At 67.7% G+C, this 18,739-nt stretch carries 20 protein-coding genes; 17 read left to right on the top strand and 3 right to left on the bottom strand.

Annotated features, from left to right (window positions below; genetic code table 11):
* Window positions 1-866: DUF222 domain-containing protein (locus tag RU01_RS21920; RefSeq protein ID WP_042576727.1), on the bottom strand; the 866-nt coding region annotated here is incomplete at its 3' end.
* A gap of 177 nt (window positions 867-1,043) precedes the next feature.
* On the opposite strand from RU01_RS21920, the gene mshA reads away from it, so the two are divergent.
* The 4 genes from mshA (at window position 1,044) to RU01_RS21900 (ending at window position 6,227) form a co-directional block, all read left to right on the top strand.
* Complete coding sequence (mshA, locus tag RU01_RS21915; RefSeq protein WP_042576726.1) at window positions 1,044-2,390, top strand: D-inositol-3-phosphate glycosyltransferase; 1,347 nt, start codon at window positions 1,044-1,046, stop codon at window positions 2,388-2,390.
* A complete protein-coding gene (locus tag RU01_RS21910) occupies window positions 2,387-2,920 on the top strand; it encodes a YbjN domain-containing protein (RefSeq protein WP_042576725.1) in 534 nt (177 codons plus the stop codon). The genes mshA and RU01_RS21910 overlap by 4 nt, the downstream gene beginning before the upstream one ends.
* 140 nt (window positions 2,921-3,060) lie before the next feature.
* Window positions 3,061-4,662 (top strand): AMP-binding protein, encoded by a 1,602-nt coding sequence (locus RU01_RS21905; RefSeq protein WP_042576724.1) that lies wholly within the window; start codon window positions 3,061-3,063, stop codon window positions 4,660-4,662.
* 98 nt (window positions 4,663-4,760) lie between these two features.
* Entirely contained in the window at window positions 4,761-6,227 is a 1,467-nt protein-coding gene (locus tag RU01_RS21900; protein WP_042576723.1) for a carboxylesterase/lipase family protein, read from the top strand.
* Here RU01_RS21900 and RU01_RS21895 read toward each other — a convergent pair.
* Entirely contained in the window at window positions 6,224-7,042 is an 819-nt protein-coding gene (locus RU01_RS21895; protein ID WP_042576722.1) for an esterase/lipase family protein, read from the bottom strand. The two genes, RU01_RS21900 and RU01_RS21895, sit on opposite strands and share 4 nt — an antisense overlap.
* Window positions 7,043-7,153: 111 nt before the next feature.
* Here RU01_RS21895 and RU01_RS21890 point away from each other — a divergent pair, with 111 nt between their 5' ends.
* From RU01_RS21890 to RU01_RS21880, 3 genes are all read left to right on the top strand, one after another.
* A complete protein-coding gene (locus RU01_RS21890) occupies window positions 7,154-7,918 on the top strand; it encodes a phosphoglyceromutase (protein ID WP_197074869.1) in 765 nt (254 codons plus the stop codon).
* 105 nt (window positions 7,919-8,023) lie between these two features.
* Window positions 8,024-9,190: a sensor histidine kinase gene (locus RU01_RS21885; RefSeq protein WP_042576720.1), complete on the top strand. Its 1,167-nt coding sequence runs from the start codon at window positions 8,024-8,026 to the stop codon at window positions 9,188-9,190.
* 16 nt (window positions 9,191-9,206) lie between these two features.
* A complete protein-coding gene (locus tag RU01_RS21880; RefSeq protein WP_042576719.1) occupies window positions 9,207-9,890 on the top strand; it encodes a response regulator transcription factor in 684 nt (227 codons plus the stop codon).
* A gap of 10 nt (window positions 9,891-9,900) precedes the next feature.
* On the opposite strand, the gene RU01_RS21875 is transcribed toward RU01_RS21880, so the two are convergent.
* Window positions 9,901-10,701, bottom strand: a complete 801-nt coding sequence (locus RU01_RS21875; RefSeq protein WP_042576730.1) for a hypothetical protein — start codon at window positions 10,699-10,701, stop codon at window positions 9,901-9,903.
* 112 nt (window positions 10,702-10,813) lie between these two features.
* On the opposite strand from RU01_RS21875, the gene RU01_RS21870 reads away from it, so the two are divergent.
* From RU01_RS21870 to RU01_RS21830, 10 genes are all read left to right on the top strand, one after another.
* Window positions 10,814-11,770 carry a Ppx/GppA phosphatase family protein gene (locus tag RU01_RS21870; RefSeq protein WP_042576718.1) on the top strand — a complete coding sequence of 319 codons (957 nt, stop codon included), beginning with the start codon at window positions 10,814-10,816 and terminating at the stop codon, window positions 11,768-11,770.
* Window positions 11,767-12,768 (top strand): Yip1 family protein, encoded by a 1,002-nt coding sequence (locus tag RU01_RS21865; RefSeq protein WP_042576717.1) that lies wholly within the window; start codon window positions 11,767-11,769, stop codon window positions 12,766-12,768. Before RU01_RS21870 ends, RU01_RS21865 begins: the two co-directional genes overlap by 4 nt.
* Window positions 12,765-13,619, top strand: coding sequence for a sugar phosphate isomerase/epimerase family protein (locus RU01_RS21860; protein ID WP_197074866.1), 855 nt, complete (start codon window positions 12,765-12,767; stop codon window positions 13,617-13,619). The genes RU01_RS21865 and RU01_RS21860 overlap by 4 nt, the downstream gene beginning before the upstream one ends.
* A 52-nt stretch (window positions 13,620-13,671) precedes the next feature.
* Window positions 13,672-14,328 (top strand): MerR family transcriptional regulator, encoded by a 657-nt coding sequence (locus tag RU01_RS21855; protein WP_231568811.1) that lies wholly within the window; start codon window positions 13,672-13,674, stop codon window positions 14,326-14,328.
* Window positions 14,325-15,176, top strand: a complete 852-nt coding sequence (locus RU01_RS21850) for a thioesterase family protein (protein WP_042576715.1) — start codon at window positions 14,325-14,327, stop codon at window positions 15,174-15,176. The genes RU01_RS21855 and RU01_RS21850 overlap by 4 nt, the downstream gene beginning before the upstream one ends.
* A gap of 45 nt (window positions 15,177-15,221) precedes the next feature.
* Window positions 15,222-16,037 carry a pyrroline-5-carboxylate reductase gene (gene proC / locus RU01_RS21845; RefSeq protein WP_042576714.1) on the top strand — a complete coding sequence of 272 codons (816 nt, stop codon included), beginning with the start codon at window positions 15,222-15,224 and terminating at the stop codon, window positions 16,035-16,037.
* 124 nt (window positions 16,038-16,161) lie between these two features.
* A complete protein-coding gene (locus RU01_RS21840) occupies window positions 16,162-16,407 on the top strand; it encodes a helix-turn-helix domain-containing protein (RefSeq protein ID WP_027504502.1) in 246 nt (81 codons plus the stop codon).
* 273 nt (window positions 16,408-16,680) lie between these two features.
* The gene (locus tag RU01_RS22675; protein WP_003402602.1) at window positions 16,681-16,782 is read left to right on the top strand and encodes a 30S ribosomal protein bS22; all 102 of its coding nucleotides are present in this window, start codon (window positions 16,681-16,683) and stop codon (window positions 16,780-16,782) included.
* 123 nt (window positions 16,783-16,905) lie between these two features.
* Entirely contained in the window at window positions 16,906-18,042 is a 1,137-nt protein-coding gene (locus RU01_RS21835; protein ID WP_082043331.1) for an NAD-dependent epimerase/dehydratase family protein, read from the top strand.
* On the top strand, window positions 18,039-18,739 hold a 701-nt coding region (locus RU01_RS21830; protein ID WP_042576713.1), incomplete at its 3' end, for a 1-acyl-sn-glycerol-3-phosphate acyltransferase. The genes RU01_RS21835 and RU01_RS21830, both read left to right, overlap by 4 nt.

Below are 18,739 nucleotides of genomic sequence, written 5' to 3'. Positions count from 1 at the left end.
GTGGTGGTGGAGTCGGCGATGGTGGTGGTGTCGGTGACGACGTGCACGATGACGGAGGTGAGCAGGCCGTCCTCGCCGGTCCATCCGGGCGCGGAGCAGTCCGGGTCGTCGCACTGGCATTCGTACGCTGTGCGGGTGGCGAGGGCGAAGAGGGCGTCGCTGGAACGGGCGCCTGTGCTGCGAGGATCCTTGCGGCAGACGCGTCCGGCCAACTCCTGCACAGCGGCGGCGAGGACGACGGCTTTTTCGGCTGTCATGGTTGCGCCCAGGTAGGCCATGCCGTCGGGTCCTGCGTCGATCCAGAAGCTGCGGTTCTTCTCGGCGAGGACACGGCGTTCCCTGACGGCGTCGGGATCGTGGCGGTAGACGATGCGGTCGATCATGTCCCGCATCCGTGTGTCCGACCACGAGCCGCGGCGTTGTAGGGCCGCGGCGATCTCGGTGTCGACCTCCCGCGCGTACGTGGTGCCGTCGACGAGGTCGGTTCGGCCGATGATGGTGTGGATGTGTTTGGGGGCGATGAGGCCGTCGCGAAGGCACTCGGCCACACGGGGAAGCCGGTCGCGGAGTGCGACGGCGCGGGTCACGATGCCTTCTCCGGCGCCCTGGCTGATCGACAGGACGGCCGAGATGCGGGCGGCGCAGTGCGTCGTCGCGTCCATCAGGCGGTGATCGGACATCTCGTGAGGGAGGACGAGTCGAGTGTGCAGTTCCGCTGCGGCCCGGTATCGGGTCCATTCGAGATAGGACAGTCCGGCCGCGGCGTAGGACATCGTGGACAGGAGGGTGTTCACGGGTGCGTCGAGGAGTGTTCCGGGTAGGCCCATGGCCTCCGGATCCCGCGTCGCCCACCCCTGTTCGAACATGTGTGCGAAGGTAACAGCGCCCTCCGACGTGTTCCCATGACTCCCGCGGGGCAGTGGCGTACGTGTTCCCGGCGCTGTGAATGTCGGCGGGTTCCCGCGCATGTGTCGGCACGCTCGTAGGGGGATGGCCGGGTAGGCGGGGGCCTGCGGCGCAATCGGACAGGGCACACTGGGAGTGTGGTCCGCCGTCACAGCCCGCATCGGGTAGCCGTGTTGTCGCTGCACACGTCTCCGCTGGCACAGCCAGGGACGGGGGACGCGGGCGGCATGAACGTCTATGTCCTGCAGACTGCGGTGCAGATGGCCGCTCGCGGGGTCGAGGTCGAGATCTTCACCCGGGCGACGTCGTCACGCGACGAACCGGTGATCGAGGCGGCGCCCGGGGTCCTGGTGCGCAACATCGCGGCCGGCCCGTTCGAGGGCCTGGACAAGCAGGATCTCCCTACGCAGCTGTGTGCGTTCGCGGCCGGTGTCCTCCGTGAGGAAGCGCGGCACGATCCCGGCTACTACGACATGATCCATTCGCACTACTGGCTGTCAGGCCAGGTCGGCTGGCTCGCTCGCGACCGGTGGAAGGTGCCGCTGGTCCACACCGCGCACACGCTGGCCGCGGTGAAGAACCTGTCCGTCGCCGCCGGAGACAAGCCGGAGCCCGCTGCCCGACGCATCGGTGAGAAGCAGGTGGTGGAGGAAGCGGACCGCCTCACTGCGAACACGGACGACGAAGCGCGCGCGTTGGTGGACCTGTACGACGCGGCCGAGGACAAGATCGACATCGTCGCCCCGGGTGCGGATCTCGCGATGTTCCGTCCCGGCGACAAGGCCGCTGCCCGTCGCGAACTGGGACTGGACACGGACGAGTCGGTGGTGACGTTCGTCGGCCGTATCCAACCGTTGAAGGCGCCCGACGTCCTGATCGCCGCTGTCGCCGAGATGGTTCGCCGCGATCCGCACACGCGGGTACGGGTGCTCATCGTCGGCGGCCCGTCGGGAACCGGTCTCGAGCGTCCCGATTCGTTGATCGACCTGACGCGGTCCCTGGGCATCGAGAACCGTGTCACCTTCCTTCCGCCGCAGCCGCCGGAGCGGTTGGCGCAGGTGTACCGCGCCTCCGATCTGGTTGCGGTGCCCAGTTATTCGGAGTCGTTCGGTCTGGTCGCGATCGAGGCTCAGGCGTGCGGAACCCCGGTGGTCGCCGCCGATGTCGGGGGACTCGGCGTGGCGGTGCGATCGGGGGTGACCGGACTGCTCGTCCAGGGTCACGACCCCGCCGACTGGGCCACGGCGGTCCAGTCGTTGCTCGGTGACGACAGTCTGCGAGCGCTGATGGCGTCGAATGCTTCGCAGCATGCGGAGAATTTCTCGTGGGAGCACACCGCGGAGGCACTGCTGGACACCTACGCCCGTGCGGCGTGGAGGTTCGGACGTGGACCGACCGGGCAACGTCCTACGGGCGAGTTCTCGCCGCGCAGGCCGAGGGGTCTGTGGCGACTACGACGAACAGGATCGGTGGGAGCGCTGTGAGCAGCACTGCGGAGTTGATCGACTCGGTTCTCAGGGATCGGGAACTGGACTACACGCGACCGTCGGACGCGCAGTTCGTCGTCGACCTTCCGGGCGAGAAGAAGCTGAAGACGTCGACACTGCTGACCGTCGGCAATCACGGACTGAAGATCGAGGCCTTCGTCTGCCGCAAGCCGGACGAGAACTTCGAGGGTGTCTACCGATACCTGCTGCGCCGCAACCGTCGTCTGTACGGCGTCCACTACACGATCGACAAGATCGGTGACATCTACCTCGTCGGCAAGATGTCGACGCACGCGGTGACGGGCGACGAGATCGACCGAGTGCTCGGCCAGGTGCTCGAGGCTGCGGACGGCGACTTCAACGTCCTTCTCGAACTGGGATTCGCCGAGTCGATCAAGCGCGAGTGGGCGTGGCGGGTGTCGCGCGGGGAATCGCTGAAGAACCTGGAAGCGTTCGAGCACCTGGTCAACGGCCGCCCGGACAACGGTCCTGCCTCATGGGTACAGGTCGACGAGTCGGCCGAGTAGCGCCTCTGAATCGGACACCCGGCAGGTACTGTCATGCTTGTGACGACTGTCACCCACGGCGTCGTGCTGGTTGGTGTGACAACTCGACACAGTAACGTCGTGCCAGCAGTCCCCTGTCTCGCGCTGTCCAGAGGAGTTCCATGAGTTTCCGCAGCCCGTATCCCGATGTCGAGATCCCGGAGAAGTCCGTCTACGACTTCCTCTTCGGCGACCTGTCCGAGGACGATCTCGCTCGTCCCGCTCTGGTGGACGGCCCCAGCGGTGCGGTCACCGACTACCGCACGCTCGTCGCCCAGATCGGCGGCGTCGCCGGCGCACTCGCATCGCGTGGCGTGAAGGTCGGCGACGTCGTCGCCCTGCACTCGCCCAACGTCCCGGCCTTCGCGTCGGTGTTCCACGGCATCCTGCGCGCGGGCGCCATCGCGACGACCATCAACGCGCTCTACAACGCCGACGACATCGCCAAGCAGCTCACCGACTCGTCGGCCACGATGATCTTCACGGTGTCGGCGCTGCTCCCGCAGGCCAAGGCCGCCGCGGAGAAGGTCGGCCTCGCCGACGACAAGGTGATCGTGCTCGACGGAGCCGACGGTCACCAGTCGCTGAAGGATCTGCTCACCGAAGGCGCGTCGGCCCCCGAGGTCAGCTTCGATCCCTCTACGCACCTCGCCGTGCTGCCGTACTCGTCGGGAACGACGGGGCGTCCCAAGGGCGTCATGCTGACGCACCGCAACCTCGTCGCCAACGTGTCGCAGATCGAGCCGCGCATGGGCGCGAACCGGGACGACGTCCTACTCGCCGTGCTGCCGTTCTTCCACATCTACGGCATGACCGTGCTGCTCAACCTCGGCCTCAAGGTGCGCGCGTCGCTGGTCACGATGCCGCGCTTCGACCTCGAGCAGTTCCTGAGCCTCACCACCGAGAAGAAGATCACCTACCTCTTCATCGCGCCGCCCGTCGCCGTCGCGCTGGCCAAGCACCCGATGGTGGACCAGTACGACATCTCCAGCGTGCGGATGGTCTTCTCCGGTGCGGCCGCGCTCGACGAGAACCTGGGCAACGCCGTCGCGAAGCGACTGCACACCAAGGTGCGTCAGGGCTACGGCATGAGCGAGCTCAGCCCGGTCTCGCACGCCATCCCGTTCGACGGGGACGACATGCCGCTGAGCAGCTGCGGCACCGCCGTCGCCAACTCGGAGAACAAGCTCGTCGACCCGGCCACCGGCGAGGAAGTTGCCTACCCCGAAGCCGGCTCCGACGCGGTCAGCGAGCCCGGTGAGCTGTGGATCAAGGGCCCGAACGTCATGGTGGGCTACTTGAACAACGACGCCGCGACGGCCGAGACCCTCGACGCGGACGGCTACCTGCACACCGGTGACATCGCGGTCGTCGACGGCCACGGCTGCGTCAGCATCGTCGATCGGCTCAAGGAGCTGATCAAGTACAAGGGCTACCAGGTGCCGCCGGCCGAACTCGAGTCGCTGCTCCTCACCCACCCGCAGATCGCCGACGCTGCCGTCATCGGCGTGCTCGACGACGAGGGCGAAGAGGTGCCGAAGGCGTTCGTCGTGCTGCAGCAGGGCGCCGAGCTCACCGCCGACGAGGTCATGGCGTTCGTGTCCGAGAAGGTCTCGCCGCACAAGAAGGTGCGCAAGGTGCAGTTCATCGACACGGTCCCGAAGTCCGCGTCGGGCAAGATCCTGCGCAAGGACCTGCGGTCCGCGGAGCCTGCCGCGAGCTGACACTCCCTGCCCCACCCGAACACCCTCTTCAGCGTGCTGGAGAGGGTGTTCGCGTCATCGTGGGGGTGTGGGGTCGCTCGGGGTGGTACTCATGAGCCATGGACACGATCACCGTCGACACACCCCAGGGCCAGGTACGCGGACGTACCGAGAACGGCGTCGCCACGTTCCTCGGAGTTCCCTACGCAGAGGCGCCGTTCGGCGCCAACCGATTCCAGGCACCCACCGCCCCGCCGCGCTGGTCCTGCACCCGCGACGCGCTGGAGTTCGGCGCCACCGTTCCGAAGGTGGGCTACCGACCGCCCACCAGTGAGATCCTCAGCGAGCCCGTCGTGGCCGGCGAGGACTGCCTGAACGTGAACGTCTACAGCCCCGACGTCACGGGCTCCGCGCCCGTGTTCGTCTGGATCCACGGCGGCGCCTTCGTCAACGGCAGCAACGCCGTCCCCGCCTACGACGGAACGGCATTCGCGCGGGACGGTGTCGTCGCCGTCGTGATCAATTACCGACTCGGTGTCGACGGCTTCGCCCGTATCGACGGAGCGCCCGCCAACCGCGGTCTGCTCGACCAGGTCGCCGCACTGCAGTGGGTGCGCGACCACATCGCGTCCTACGGCGGCGATCCGCACCGGGTGACGATCACCGGAGAGTCGGCCGGCGCGATGAGCATCGGCACCCTGCTGTCGATGCCTCTGGCCGAGGGGCTGTTCCATCGGGCGATCCTGCAGAGCGGCGCCGGACACCACGTCATCGGAGCCGAGACCGCGTCGACCATCTCCGCCGCACTGGCGACGTCGCTGGGGGTCGAGTCGACTGTCGAGGGTCTCGCGTCCGTGCCTGTCGACGCGCTCGTCGATGCGCAGCGCACGCTGTCGGATCGCATCGCTGCCGAGGCCTCGAGCGGTGCGTGGGGTGAGGTAGCGCTGAACATGATGGCGTTCGAGCCGTACATCGACGGGGAAGTCGTACCCGCGCTTCCCTATTCGCGTATCGAGGCCGGCGCCGGCGCCGACGTGGAGCTCATGATCGGGACCACCAGCGAGGAGCATGCCTTCTTCCTGGTTCCCGCCGGGATCGTTCCCCACATCACCGAGGACTACCTGCGCCTGGTGCTGGCCGGGTACCGGCTGGACCCGTCCGTCCTGGACTCGTATCGCGCGCAGAACCCGGACGCATCACCCGGCGACCTGATGATCGCCGTGATGACGGACTGGTTCTTCCGCATCCCCGCGGTCCGCGTTGTCGAGGCGCATCCGGCTCACGTCTACGAATTCACGTGGCGCTCATCGCTGTTCGACGGCAAACTCGGAGCCTGTCACGCGCTCGACATCCCGTTCGTGTTCGACGTGCTGCACAAGCCGGAGACCTCGCGCATCACCGGACCGAACCCGCCGCAGAGCCTTGCCGACGAGATGCACCGTGCGTGGGTCGATTTCGTGCGTGACGGGGACCCCGGCTGGGCGCAGTACGGGTCCGAGCGCACGGTGAAGATGTTCGGGACGGAGTCGTCCGTGGTGAACGACCCGCGGCCCGACACCCGCACGGTGTGGGACGGCGTCCGCTAGCCGGTGAAGGGCGGAACGAACTCGCACGGAACAGCATCGGGGTTCGCCGGGTCCAACGCGTTCAGGACGAATGCGGCGGCTCTCGGCGAACCCACGATGCCCGCGTGCTCGGAGAAGTCGAGATCGCAGGTGTCCTGGACGACGATGTTCGTGGCGTTCGGAGCCTCGACGTAGCCGTCGGTGTACGGCACCACCACCTCGTCGTACCGCGTCATGATGTTGGTGTAGGTGATGCCCGGCGCGTAGCGGTACGACGCGGCGGGCCACGCGACCTGCGACGGGCCCGAGCCCTTCCACAGCGGAGCCAGCGAGACGTACTTGTCGATGTCGTCCGCTCCGCCGAGCACCTGCGCGTAGTAGTTGGGCAGAACGGTGCCCTGCGAATGTCCGACGATGTCGACCTTCTCGGCACCCGTCGCCGACAGCACCTCGTCGACGAACGCGGCGAACTGCGCACCCTTCTCGGGAACCGGCCCGAGGCCGCCGATCGCGGAGATCGGCCACGGCCCCGGCAGGGCTCCGTAGGTGAGCGCGAAGACGCAGTAACCCTCGTTCTTCAGCAACGGTCCGTACACACCCCACCCGGTCTGCTGCCCGGTTCCGGTGCCGTGCACCAGGATCACCGGGTTCGGGTGTTTGGCCGTCGGCACGCACGAGAAATCGTTGGTCCCGGGCAGCGATCCTCCGGGGTTCGCGATCTCCGCCGGGAAGCCACCGAAGAAGTTGTAGTCGACGGGGAGGGGATCGGCTGTGGCGGTCGGGACGCACGCGAGCCACGCGCACGCCGCGAGCGCCACTGTCCAGCGGGTTCTCATCCGCAGAGGCTAGCGGTCACGCCAGCTCGGCCCGGCGGAAGCGCAGTTCTCGCCAGTGCCGGTCTCACCGCCGCGTCCGACGGGTCGTGTCGTCGACGGCCTCGTGAGAAACTGGGCGGCATGAGCATCGGAACCCTGATCCTTCTCCGCCACGGCGAGAGCGAATGGAACGCGTCCAACCAGTTCACGGGATGGCAGGACGTGCGCCTGACCGCGAAGGGCGAGGCCGAAGGCAAGCGCGCCGGCGAACTGCTCGTCGAGGCGGGAGTCCTGCCCGACCTGCTGTTCACCTCGATGCTGCGTCGTGCGATCAGCACCGCGAACATCGCGCTCGATGCTGCCGACCGCCATTGGATCCCCGTCGTCCGCGACTGGCGACTCAACGAGCGGCACTACGGTGCGCTGCAGGGCCTCGACAAGGCAGCCACCAAGGACAAGTACGGCGACGAGCAGTTCATGCTGTGGCGCCGCAGCTACGACACGCCGCCGCCGCCCATCGAGGTCGGCAGCGAGTACAGCCAGGACGCCGACCCGCGGTACGCCGACATCGGTCACGTCCCGCTGACGGAATGCCTGAAGGACGTCGTCGAACGGTTCATCCCGTACTACGAGGAAACCATCGTCCCCGAGCTGAAGCAGGGCAAGAACGTCCTGGTGGCTGCGCACGGCAACTCGCTGCGCGCGCTGGTCAAGTACCTCGACGGCATCTCCGACTCCGAGATCGCCGCGCTGAACATCCCCACCGGCATCCCGCTGCGCTACGACTTGGAAGAGTCCGACGGCAAGCTGGTGCCGACCAATCACGGCGGCACCTACCTCGATCCCGAGGCAGCCGCTGCGGGCGCGAAGGCTGTGGCGAACCAGGGCGAGAAGTAACGCATCGGTGAACACGGTGCGAACGTGTGCCGGACGTGCGGTAACGGCGGGAAAACCCGGCCGACCGTGCGTTCGTGCACGTTCGTGTGACCGTACGATCGGCCCGTGACCACACCGACCGTCGTCCTGATCGCCGCCGTCGCGGCGATCGGCGGATACCTGGTCGCCGGAGTTCTGATCCCCTACCTGAACTCACGGCACGATCGCCGACAGAGTCGCGACAGCGGGCTCACCATGTCCCAGGTGCTCGACCTCATTGTGCTCGCTGCCCACAGCGGTATCGCCGTCGTCGACCAGTTCCACGATGTCGTGTTGTTCAATCCGCGTGCCCAGGAACTGGGACTCGTGCGCGGACGGTCGCTCGACGACCGCGCGTGGAAGGCCGCGACCAGGGTTCTCGAGACCGGTGAGAACGTCGAGGTGGACCTCACGGTCCTCGACGCCCGAGGTCGCGCCGGCATCGCCGTGAAAGGCACCGCGCAGCTGCTCAGCCGGGAGGACCGCCGTTTCGTCGTCCTCTTCGCCGACGACGACTCCGAGCAGGTCCGTATGGAGGCCACCCGACGAGACTTCGTCGCCAACGTCAGCCACGAGCTCAAGACCCCGGTCGGCGCGATCAGCCTGCTGGCCGAGGCGCTGCTGCAGTCGCGCGACGACCCGGCCTCCGTCCAGCGCTTCGGCGAACGGATGCTCGACGAGTCCACCCGCCTCGGCAACATGGTCAGCGAGCTCATCGCGCTGTCCCGATTGCAGGGCGCCGAGAAGCTCCCCGATCTGGACGTGGTCGACGTCGACAGCGTCGTCAAGCAGGCGTTGGCGCGGTCGGAGATGAAGGCCGAGGTCGCCGGCATCACCGTCACGGTCGACCGTCCCAGCGGTCTCGAAGTCCTCGGCGACCAGACGTTGCTCGTGACGGCGCTGTCCAACCTCGTCGAGAACGCGATCGCCTACTCGCCGAAGGGGTCACCCGTGTCGGTCACCCGGTCGCTGCGTCACGACGAGAACAGCATGACCAGCATGGTGGCGCTGTCGGTGACCGACCGTGGAATCGGCATCGCCAAGGAAGACCAGGAGCGCGTGTTCGAGCGCTTCTTCCGCGTCGACAAGGCCCGCTCGCGCGCCACCGGCGGAACCGGACTGGGCCTCGCCATCGCCAAACACGTCGCCGCGAATCACAACGGCCGCATCGAGCTGTGGAGCAAGCCCGGAACGGGCTCCACCTTCACGCTCCTCGTACCTGCTCACATCGAAGACGACGGCGAGCCGTCATGACCGAGAAGGACACCCCATGACGAGCGTGCTCATCGTCGAAGACGAAGAATCGTTGGCCGACCCGCTGGCGTTCCTGCTGCGCAAGGAAGGGTTCGACGCGACCGTCGTCGGCGACGGCCCCTCGGCCCTGGCCGAATTCGATCGCGTCGGCGCGGACATCGTGCTGCTCGACCTGATGCTGCCCGGCATGAGCGGAACGGACGTCTGCAAGCACCTACGCAGCCGGTCCGGCGTGCCCGTCATCATGGTCACCGCCCGTGACAGCGAGATCGACAAGGTCGTCGGCCTCGAGCTCGGTGCCGACGACTACGTCACCAAGCCGTACTCGTCGCGCGAACTCATCGCCCGCATCCGCGCGGTCCTGCGCCGCGGATCCGACACCGAGGAGATCGACGACAACAGCATCCTCGAAGCCGGGCCCGTGCGCATGGACGTCGAACGCCACGTCGTGATGGTCGGCGGACAGCAGATCACGTTGCCGCTCAAGGAGTTCGACCTGCTCGAGTACCTCCTGCGCAACTCCGGCCGAGTCCTTACCCGCGGGCAGCTGATCGACCGGGTCTGGGGCGCCGACTACGTGGGCGACACCAAGACTCTGGACGTGCACGTCAAGCGTCTGCGCTCGAAGATCGAGGCCGACCCGGCCAAGCCGGTGCACCTCGTGACCGTCCGCGGGCTGGGGTACAAGCTCGAGGAGTGAGCCCCGCTCCCTACGTGCGCTGAGCCTGACGGGTCGCGGGGTGCACGGCGATCAACCCCAAACCTTGCCGACGCCGACACAGCGCGGCCAGCTCGGTGTAGACGTCCTGCCCGAGCAGTTCCTTCAGCTCCGGCGCGTAGGACTGCCAGACGGGCTCGGTGCCCACGTGGGCGTCGGGGGAGGCGGTGCAGTACCAACTGAGGTCAGCGCCGCCCTCACCCCACCCGCGTCGGTCGTACTCGCCGACGACGGTCTGCAGGATCTCGACGCCGTCCGGGCGGGTGACCCAGTCCTGGGTGCGGCGGATGGGCAGCTGCCAGCAGACGTCGGGCTTCACCTCGAGGGGTTCGACGCCGGTGCGCAGCGCCATCCGGTGCAGTGCACAGCCGATACCGCCCTCGAATCCGGGACGGTTGAGGAAGATGCACGCACCCTTGTACTTGCGGGTGCGCAGGGCCTGCTCGCCCTCGAGGTCGTCGACCTCGACGAAGCCCTTCTTGCCGTGTCCCTTGTCGAAGAACTGCCAGTCGTCCGGCGTCAGCATCTCGACGGAGGCGGTGAGCTTGGCGTGATCGTCGTCGTCGGAGAGGAAGGCGCCGTGCGAGCAGCACCCGTCGTCCGGCCGATCGGGGACCGTTCCCTGGCACGCGGGTGTTCCGAAGACGCACGTCCAACTCGACAGCAACCACGTCAGATCCGCGCGGATGACGTGTTCGGAGTTGGTGGGATCGGGAAACTCGATCCACTCTCGCGGGAAGTCGGGCGAGACTTCCGGGGCCGGGTCGAGCTTGCGGGTCGCGGCGGGTTCCAGCACGTCCGCGGGCCGTCCGGTGGCCTCGCCCGACCGTCGCCCGGCCTCCGGCCTACCCGCCTTGTCAGCACGTGTCACAAGCCACGACGCTAGACCCAGTACGGTGTTCCCTGTGCGGTTAGGGGTGCTCGACGTCGGAAGCAACACGGTTCATCTGCTCGTGGTCGACGCCCATCGCGGCGGACACCCGACACCGATGAGCTCCACCAAGGCTGCCTTGCGCCTGGCGGAGAACACCGACGACGCCGGTGACATCACCCAGTCCGGCTCCGATCGACTGGTGCGCACGGTCGCCGACTTCTCGTCCATCGCCACGTCCTCGGGCTGCGGGGAGTTGATGGCCTTTGCCACCTCCGCCGTCCGTGATGCCCGCAATTCGACCGCCGTGCTGAACCGAGTGCGCGACGAAACCGGTGTCAGCCTGCAGGTTCTGTCCGGTGAGGACGAGTCGCGTCTGACCTTCCTCGCCGTGCGTCGGTGGTACGGATGGAGCGCCGGCCGGATCCTCGACCTCGACATCGGCGGCGGTTCCCTCGAACTCAGCACCGGGATCGACGAGAACCCCGACGTCGCGATGTCCCTTCCGCTCGGCGCAGGCCGGCTGACGCGGGACTGGCTGTCCGAGGACCCGCCGGGTAAGCGACGCGTCGCCGTTCTCCGCGACTGGCTCGACGCGGAACTGGTCGAGCCGGCCCGCAAGCTGCTCGAGCCCGGCGTCCCGGACCGTGCGGTGGGAACGTCGAAGACGTTCCGCTCGTTGGCACGCTTGACCGGAGCCGCACCGTCGGCCGCCGGTCCGCGGGTGGTCAGAACCCTGACCGCCGACGGACTTCGCCAGGTCATCTCCTTCATCTCGAGGATGACCTCGGCGGACCGTGCAGAATTGGAAGGTGTGAGCGCGGATCGATCGAGGCAGATGGTGGCCGGTGCACTGGTCGCCGAGGCGAGCATGCGCGCACTGTCGATCGATTCGCTGGAGATCTGTCCGTGGGCTCTGCGTGAGGGACTGATCCTGCGCAAGCTGGACACGGAGACGTTCGGCGAAGTGGTGGAGAGTCGAGAGACATGAGCGACGAGAACAACGACGGCGCTGCGGACACCGGACAGGTGTCGGTGGCCGAACTGCTGGCGCGCAACGGCGCGAAGGTGGGCACACAGGCAGGCGGAGGTCGCCGCCGCCGCGGAATGGCGGGCGGCATCTCCGTCGCAGAACTGACGGGTGAGATCCCGATCGTCCGCCCCGTGGAGAACGCCACTCCCGAGGACACTGCCCGCGAAGACGCAGCACCCGAGGCTGAAGCACCCGAAGACGCAGCGCCCGAGGCTGAAGCACCCGAGGCTGAAGCACCCGAGGACATGGCTCCCGAGGCCGACGAGCCTGCGGTCGCACCGGACGAGACGGCAGCCGACGAGCACGTACGCGACGAGCGACCCGAACCCGTCCGACCGACGCCTGCGCAGGTAGTCCGCCCGTCACGTCCGACACCGGCTTTCGGGCCGGCTCGGCAGGTACGTCCGGAACCGGCGCTGTTCTCCGGCGCCCCGTCGGTGGCTGTCGACAAGTTGCGTGCGGACACCCGTGATCGTGCGGACGAAGCGCGCCCTGTCGATTCCCGTCCCGTAGACCCCCGGCCCGTCGAGGCGGACGACGAGGTGACGAGCGAGAACGACGTCGTCGACACCGCGAGCGCGGAGACGACCATCGTTCCCGCGATCGACCCCCACGACCACGAGACCGACCACGAGGCCCCGGAGACCCCGGCCGAAACCGAGGACGCCCCGTCGGCACCGGCCAAGGGTCGCAGCCCGGTTCGCCAGTGGCTCTCGTTGCTCGGCCAGGGTGTCATTGCGATCGTGCTGGGAGCCCTGCTGTTCAAGGGCTTCGAGCGCCTCTGGGAAATGCTCCCGTGGGTGGCGCTGGTGCTGGCGTTCTTCGTGATCGTCGGGCTCGTCGCCGTGGTGCGTGTGCTGCGCCGTACCGACGACATCGTGTCCATCCTGCTGGCGGTGGTCGTCGGTGGGTTCGTCACGCTGGGCCCCTTGGCCTTCATGCTCAGCACCACGTGACACCCCGCCACGTTCCCGTCGGCCTGTCGACGGCCTCGGTGTATCCGCAGAACACGGAATCAGCTTTTCGATTCGCCGCGGACCTGGGTTACGACGGCATCGAGTTGATGGTGTGGGCGGAACCGATCAGCCAGGACATCGGCGCCATCAAGCAGCTGAGCCGCAGGTACGGCGTTCCGGTCCTGGCGATCCACGCGCCCTGCCTGTTGATCACGCAGCGCGTGTGGGGATCGGATCCGGTGTCCAAGCTGGTGCGGTCGGTCCACGCGGCGGAAGCGCTGGGCGCCGACACGGTCGTCGTGCACCCGCCGTTCCGGTGGCAGCGCATCTACGCCGACGGTTTCGCGGACCAGGTGGCGGAACTCGAGGAAGACAACGAGGGCATGGTCGTGGCCGTCGAGAACATGTTCCCGATGCGCGCCGATCGGTTGTTCGGAGCCGGCAGCGGCTCGGTCAAGCGGCTGACCAAGCGAGGCGGGAAGCCGGGGCTCGGTTTCACGGCGTTCGCGCCGTCGTACGACCCGACCGACGTCGGTCACCGGCATTACACGTTGGACTTCTCCCACACGGCGACCTCGGGTCTCGACGCCGTCACGCTCGCCGCCCGGATGGGCGACGGACTCCGGCACCTGCACCTCGCGGACGGCCGGGGGGCGTCGGTCGACGAGCACCTCGTGCCCGGCGACGGAACTCAACCGGTCGCCGAGGTCTGCCACACACTGGTGGCGCGCGGATTCCAGGGGCAGGCGGTGCTCGAGATCAACACTCAGAACGCGCGCACGGCCACCGAGCGCTCGGCTGCGTTGGAACGGTCCCTGGCCTTCGCGCGGAAGCATCTCGCGCCGGCCTGAACGGTGCTGGATAGTGTCACTATCCACCTTCGGATAGAGTCGCTTCGTGCGCATGTCCGAGCTGGTCGACCGAGCGGGAGTTCCGCGCGCGACCATCAAGTTCTACCTGCGTGAGGGCCTGTTGACGCCCGGAGTGGGACCTACGCCCGATGCACCCACTGCCGCGGCCGACTACACCGAGGACCACCTCGAGCGCGTCCAGTTGATCAGGGCCCTCACCGGAGCCTCCCTGCCGATCGGTCGTATCCGAACGGTCCTCGACGCGTTGGATGCGACATCCGAGACGCTCTATCCCGCGATGGGTCGAGCCTTGCGCGCCCTGCCTCCTTATCTGGACGAGTCCGACGAGCCACTTCGCGCCCTGCGGATCCTCCAGCGATCGGGGCAGACCGTCGACGGGCCGGCTGCGCGGCAGCTCGAGCACGCACTGCGCGCGGCGGATGCGGCAGGGGTTCCGCTGTCGGACGACGACGTCGTGAACTACGCCCGCGCCGTCCGCGTCATCGCCGAGGGGGAGTGGGCGAGGGTGGCCGAGCAGGGTGATCCGCGCAGCGCGGTTCGCTTCGCAGTCCTCGGCACCGTCCTCTACGAGCCTGTCATCGCTGCACTCCGCCGTCTGGCCCACCAGGACCTCGCCCGCGCGGACAGCCTGCATTCGACACCGGATACGACCTCAGAGAACCCCACGACAGATTCGAGTGACACGTGACCGACGCACCGTTCCGCACCCTGACGACTCTGACCAGAGTCGGCCCCGACGTGTTCGAGGGAGTCGTCGACCCGACGTGGACCATCGGACCGAAGGTTCACGGCGGAGCGCTGATGGGTGTCTGTGCATCGGCCGCGGTGCAGCGGCTGGCGCTCGACGACGACCCGGTGGACCTGGCTCCTCTGGCGGTCAGCGCGAGTTACCTCGCTGCCCCCGATCCCGGCCCCGTCACGATCGAGACCACGGTGCTCAAGCGCGGTCGACGCGTCGTCCACGTCGACTCCGTGCTGATGCAGAACGGTAAGCCGGCGGTGCGCGGCGTCGTCACGCTGGGAACGCCGGACGAGGGCGAACCTGTTCATCAGCAGCATGATTCGACACTCGCCTCGGTCCTGGACATGTCGGTGGAGCCGCCGACGTCCGCGCCGCAGATCGTGCCCGGTCACCCCATGGCCGACATCGTCCACATCGCGGCGGGCTGCGACATGCGACACGACCCGGCGACGGCGCACTTCCTCACGGGCAAGCAGGGGTCGATGGAGATCCGGATGTGGGTCCGACCGCGCCCGGAGGACGAGAACGATCCCGCGACTGCCGCCCTCTTCGCGATCATGACCGGCGACATCTGTCCCCCGGTCACGATGAACCGCGGCCTGTTCGGCTGGGCGCCGACGGTGCAGTTGACCACCTATCTCCGCAGACGCCCCGCTCCCGGGTGGTTGCGCGTGAAGTCGTCGAGCACCGTGCTGGGTGGGTCGTGGTTCGAGGAGGACCACACGGTCGTGGACTCGACCGGAGCCGTCGTGGTCCAGAGCCGGCAGCTCGCCATGGTGCCGCTCGCTCCCTGACGGACCGGTGCAGCACGCTCGGACCGACATGGCACGCTGGGGCGCATGACGAGAATTGCGGTGATCGGCGGCGGCCGTATCGGGGAAGCGTTGATCGCAGGACTGATCGAGGGCGGAATGCCGGCCGGGCACGTCGTGCTGTCGGAGAAGTACCCGGCGCGCGCGGATGCGGTGGCCGCTCAGTTCGGTATCCGGTCCACCAGCGTGACCGACGCGATCGAGGGCGCCGACGTGATCGTGGTGGCCGTCAAGCCCGACGACGTCGACTCGGTGATCACACAGATGTCGAAGGCCGAGCTGAACGGTGAGCGCGAGCAGATCATCGTGTCGATGGCGGCCGGCGTTCCGGCGTCGCGGTACGAGCCGAAGCTGCCGGCGGGCATTCCCATCGTCCGGGTCATGCCGAACACCCCGATGCTCGTGGGCGAGGCGATGAGCGTGCTGGCGCCCGGCCGTCACGCCCGCTCGGAGCACATCGAGACGGTGCGCAAACTGCTGGGAACCGTCGGCAAGACGGCCGTCGTGTCCGAGACGAAGATCGACGCGGTCACCGCCGTCTCGGGCTCGGGTCCGGCGTACTTCTTCCTGATGGCCGAAGCGATGATCGACGCCGCCGTGGGTCTCGGATTGCCCCGCGATACAGCCACCACGCTCGTCGTGCAGACGATGGTGGGGTCCGCCGCGATGCTCGATCGCTCCGACGAGTCCCCCCAGGAGCTCCGTGCGGGTGTGACCTCTCCCGGCGGCACGACCGCCGCGGCGATCGCCGAATTGGAGCGAAAGGGCTTCAGAGCTGCGCTTCTCGACGCGATCGACGCTGCGAAGAGCCGCAGTACCGCCCTGGGTTCGACGACCGAATAAATATTGGTCACCCCCACCCGTCGCATAAGTCACTCGAGTCCCGCTAAGCTCGCTGCAGCACGTGCGTGTCTGTTCCGCCGGAGGGGAAGCCGGCGGCGCGGGCGTGCCGGAGGTATGTGGATCTATGGAATCCGTCAACAAGCCGTCCGGGTCGAGCAAGAGCTCGTCCCACGACGGTCAACCGGCTGTGGCCGGAACCCAGTTCCTCACGGTGGCCGAAGTGGCCTCACTGATGAGGGTGTCCAAGATGACCGTGTACCGCTTGGTGCACGGTGGCGAGTTGCCCGCTGTTCGTGTGGGTCGTTCGTTCCGAGTGCATGCGAAGGCGGTGCACGACTACTTGGAGACTTCGTACTTCGACGCGGGCTGAGCACTCGACGTCCGGGCACTCGACGTCCGGATTCGCTGCGCCGAGTCGAATGCCCGGGGAAGGGCATATCCTCCGCGCGTCGTCATCCGGCGCGAGTCCGACTCCCGCTGGTCGGTGGGCCGGTCATCGGTCGTCGTGTGAGCTGGGTATGATGGGGCTGAGTTGCGTGAGCGCGCAGTCCCCATACTGCCGTGTCCGCCGACAACCGAACAGCATCAGCAGCGGTATCAGCAGTGCAGCTGTACAGATACGAAAGAACGCGAGGACACCCGCATGGGTTCAGTGATCAAGAAGCGTCGCAAGCGCATGTCGAAGAAGAAGCACCGCAAGTTGCTTCGCCGCACTCGCGTTCAGCGCAGGAAATTGGGTAAGTGATCCACTAGCCCGCGAAGCATCCACTGCCCGCGACGGTCGTTTGTCGACCATCGCGGGCAGTGTCGTATCCGGAGCGGCCGTATCCGGTGCGACCGGGAGCGGTGACGCCGGCTTCGTGGCACCATGGCGGTGCACGGTGAGACGAACGGGGGTCACGTGAGCCAAGACCGAGTGGAGCGTGACGCTCCGCGAGTCGTGCTCGTCACGGGTGCCAGTCGGTTCCTGGGTGGGTACCTCACCATGCGTCTGGCGCAGAACCCGTCGATCGATCGCGTGATCGCCGTCGACGAGGTGGCCCCGTCGAAGGACATGATCCGCCGCATGGGCCGCGCCGAATTCGTGCGCGCCGACATCCGTAACCCGTTGATCGGCAAGGTCATTCGCAATGCGGGCGTCGACACCGTCGTGCACGCATCGTTGATCTCCCGGCCTCCGAGCGGTGGCGGTCGCACGGTGATGAAGGATCTGAACGTCCTCGGAGCCATGCAGCTGTTCGCCGTCTGCCAGAAGTCTCCGACCGTGCGGCACGTCGTGCTGCGCTCGTCCACCGCCGTCTACGGATGCAGCGCCAAGGACCCCGCCCAGTTCACGGAGGAGATGGGTGCCAGGTCGCGGCCCAAGGGCGGGTTCGCTCGCGACGCCATCGAGACCGAGGGCTACGCACGTGGGCTCGGCCGTCGTCGGCCGGACATCGATGTGACCATCCTGCGGAACGCTCCGATGATCGGCCCACGTCTCAACGGCGCCGTGTCCCGCTACCTGACCTCACCGGTCACCCCGTCGATTCTCGGCCGCGACGCCCGGATGCAACTGCTGCACGAGGAAGATGCCCTGTCCGCTCTGGAACGGGCCACTCTTTCCGGGCCGGCCGGAACCTTCAACATCGCGGCCGACGGCATCATCATGCTGTCCCAGGCGATTCGACGGGCCGGTCGCGTGGAACTCCCGGTTCCGTCGGCGCTGTTCCGCACCACCGGTCGTGCGGTGATGGGATCGTTGATGCGGAGCTTCTCGACCGAGCAGATCGACTACTTCAACTTCGGATGCGGGGTGGACACGACGCGTATGAAGAACGACCTGAGTTTCACGCCGCGCTGGACCACCGTCCAGGCGTTCGACGACTTCGTCCGCGGTGTCGCCCTGACTCCGGTGATCCGCCGGGAATGGGTCGACGCCGTGGAGTCCAGGCTCACGGCTGTCCTCGGCGGCGTACCGCCCCGCGGTCCCGTCGAACTCGCTGCCGGGACGGGACGGAAGTGAGCGACGTGGCCAAAGTCATTCCCCTGCACGGCAAGGCGAACGATCGTCTACGCATGTCCGCCAGTGCTCCGGAGGACGTTCGCGGACGACACCCGTCGTCGTACGCGGAGCGGCCTCCCGCGACGAATCCGCTGATCCCGGGGCCGCGTGTCGACGTCCCGACGCCGCTGGTGTTCCCGGACGTCACGTCGACCGACGACGCCGCGTCCGATCTGCCGACGAAGGAGCCGGCCGCCGAGTCCTCGTCGGCGGTCGAGTCCGTGCGTCGCAGCCTGGTCGAGCGTGTCACCGAGGGAGCGGATTTCCTGCGCACCCGTCTGTCGGGCGACTACGAGGTGGACGAATTCGGATACGACCCGCACTTCGCCGACTCCGTGTGGCTGCCGGCGCTCCGACCGCTCTTCGAGAAGTGGTTCCGCGTCGAGGTCCGCGGCATCGAGAACGTTCCCGCCGAGGGCGGCGCGCTCGTGGTGTCGAACCACGCCGGCGTCATCCCCGTCGACGGTCTGATGGCGTCGGTGGCCATGCGCGATCACCACCCCCAGCATCGCGCGCTGCGCATGCTCGCCGCGGATCTGGCGTTCGAGACGCCGCTGGTCGGCAGCATCGCACGTCGTGCCGGTCATACCCTCGCGTGCCAACCCGACGCCGAGCGGTTGCTGCGCGGCGGCGAGGTCGTCGCCGTGTTCCCCGAGGG

Origin of the sequence: Rhodococcus sp. MEB064 (assembly GCF_000834565.1) — a bacterium.
Taxonomy (GTDB): domain Bacteria; phylum Actinomycetota; class Actinomycetes; order Mycobacteriales; family Mycobacteriaceae; genus Rhodococcoides.
Note: the sequence above shows the minus strand (reverse complement) of the source record. Positions and strands in the feature narration are given on the sequence as shown.

Bases quoted from the DNA above. Each gene is read 5' to 3' on its own strand.
- RU01_RS21865 (WP_042576717.1), top strand. From the start codon at position 11,767: ATGAGCGACGAGAACAACGACGGCGCTGCGGACACCGGACAGGTGTCG.
- RU01_RS21880 (WP_042576719.1), top strand. From the start codon at position 9,207: ATGACGAGCGTGCTCATCGTCGAAGACGAAGAATCGTTGGCCGACCCG.
- RU01_RS21900 (WP_042576723.1), top strand. From the start codon at position 4,761: ATGGACACGATCACCGTCGACACACCCCAGGGCCAGGTACGCGGACGT.
- RU01_RS22675 (WP_003402602.1), top strand. From the start codon at position 16,681: ATGGGTTCAGTGATCAAGAAGCGTCGCAAGCGCATGTCGAAGAAGAAG.
- RU01_RS21895 (WP_042576722.1), bottom strand. From the start codon at position 7,042: ATGAGAACCCGCTGGACAGTGGCGCTCGCGGCGTGCGCGTGGCTCGCG.
- RU01_RS21835 (WP_082043331.1), top strand. From the start codon at position 16,906: ATGGCGGTGCACGGTGAGACGAACGGGGGTCACGTGAGCCAAGACCGA.
- RU01_RS21855 (WP_231568811.1), top strand. From the start codon at position 13,672: ATGTCCGAGCTGGTCGACCGAGCGGGAGTTCCGCGCGCGACCATCAAG.
- RU01_RS21905 (WP_042576724.1), top strand. From the start codon at position 3,061: ATGAGTTTCCGCAGCCCGTATCCCGATGTCGAGATCCCGGAGAAGTCC.
- proC (WP_042576714.1), top strand. From the start codon at position 15,222: ATGACGAGAATTGCGGTGATCGGCGGCGGCCGTATCGGGGAAGCGTTG.
- RU01_RS21840 (WP_027504502.1), top strand. From the start codon at position 16,162: ATGGAATCCGTCAACAAGCCGTCCGGGTCGAGCAAGAGCTCGTCCCAC.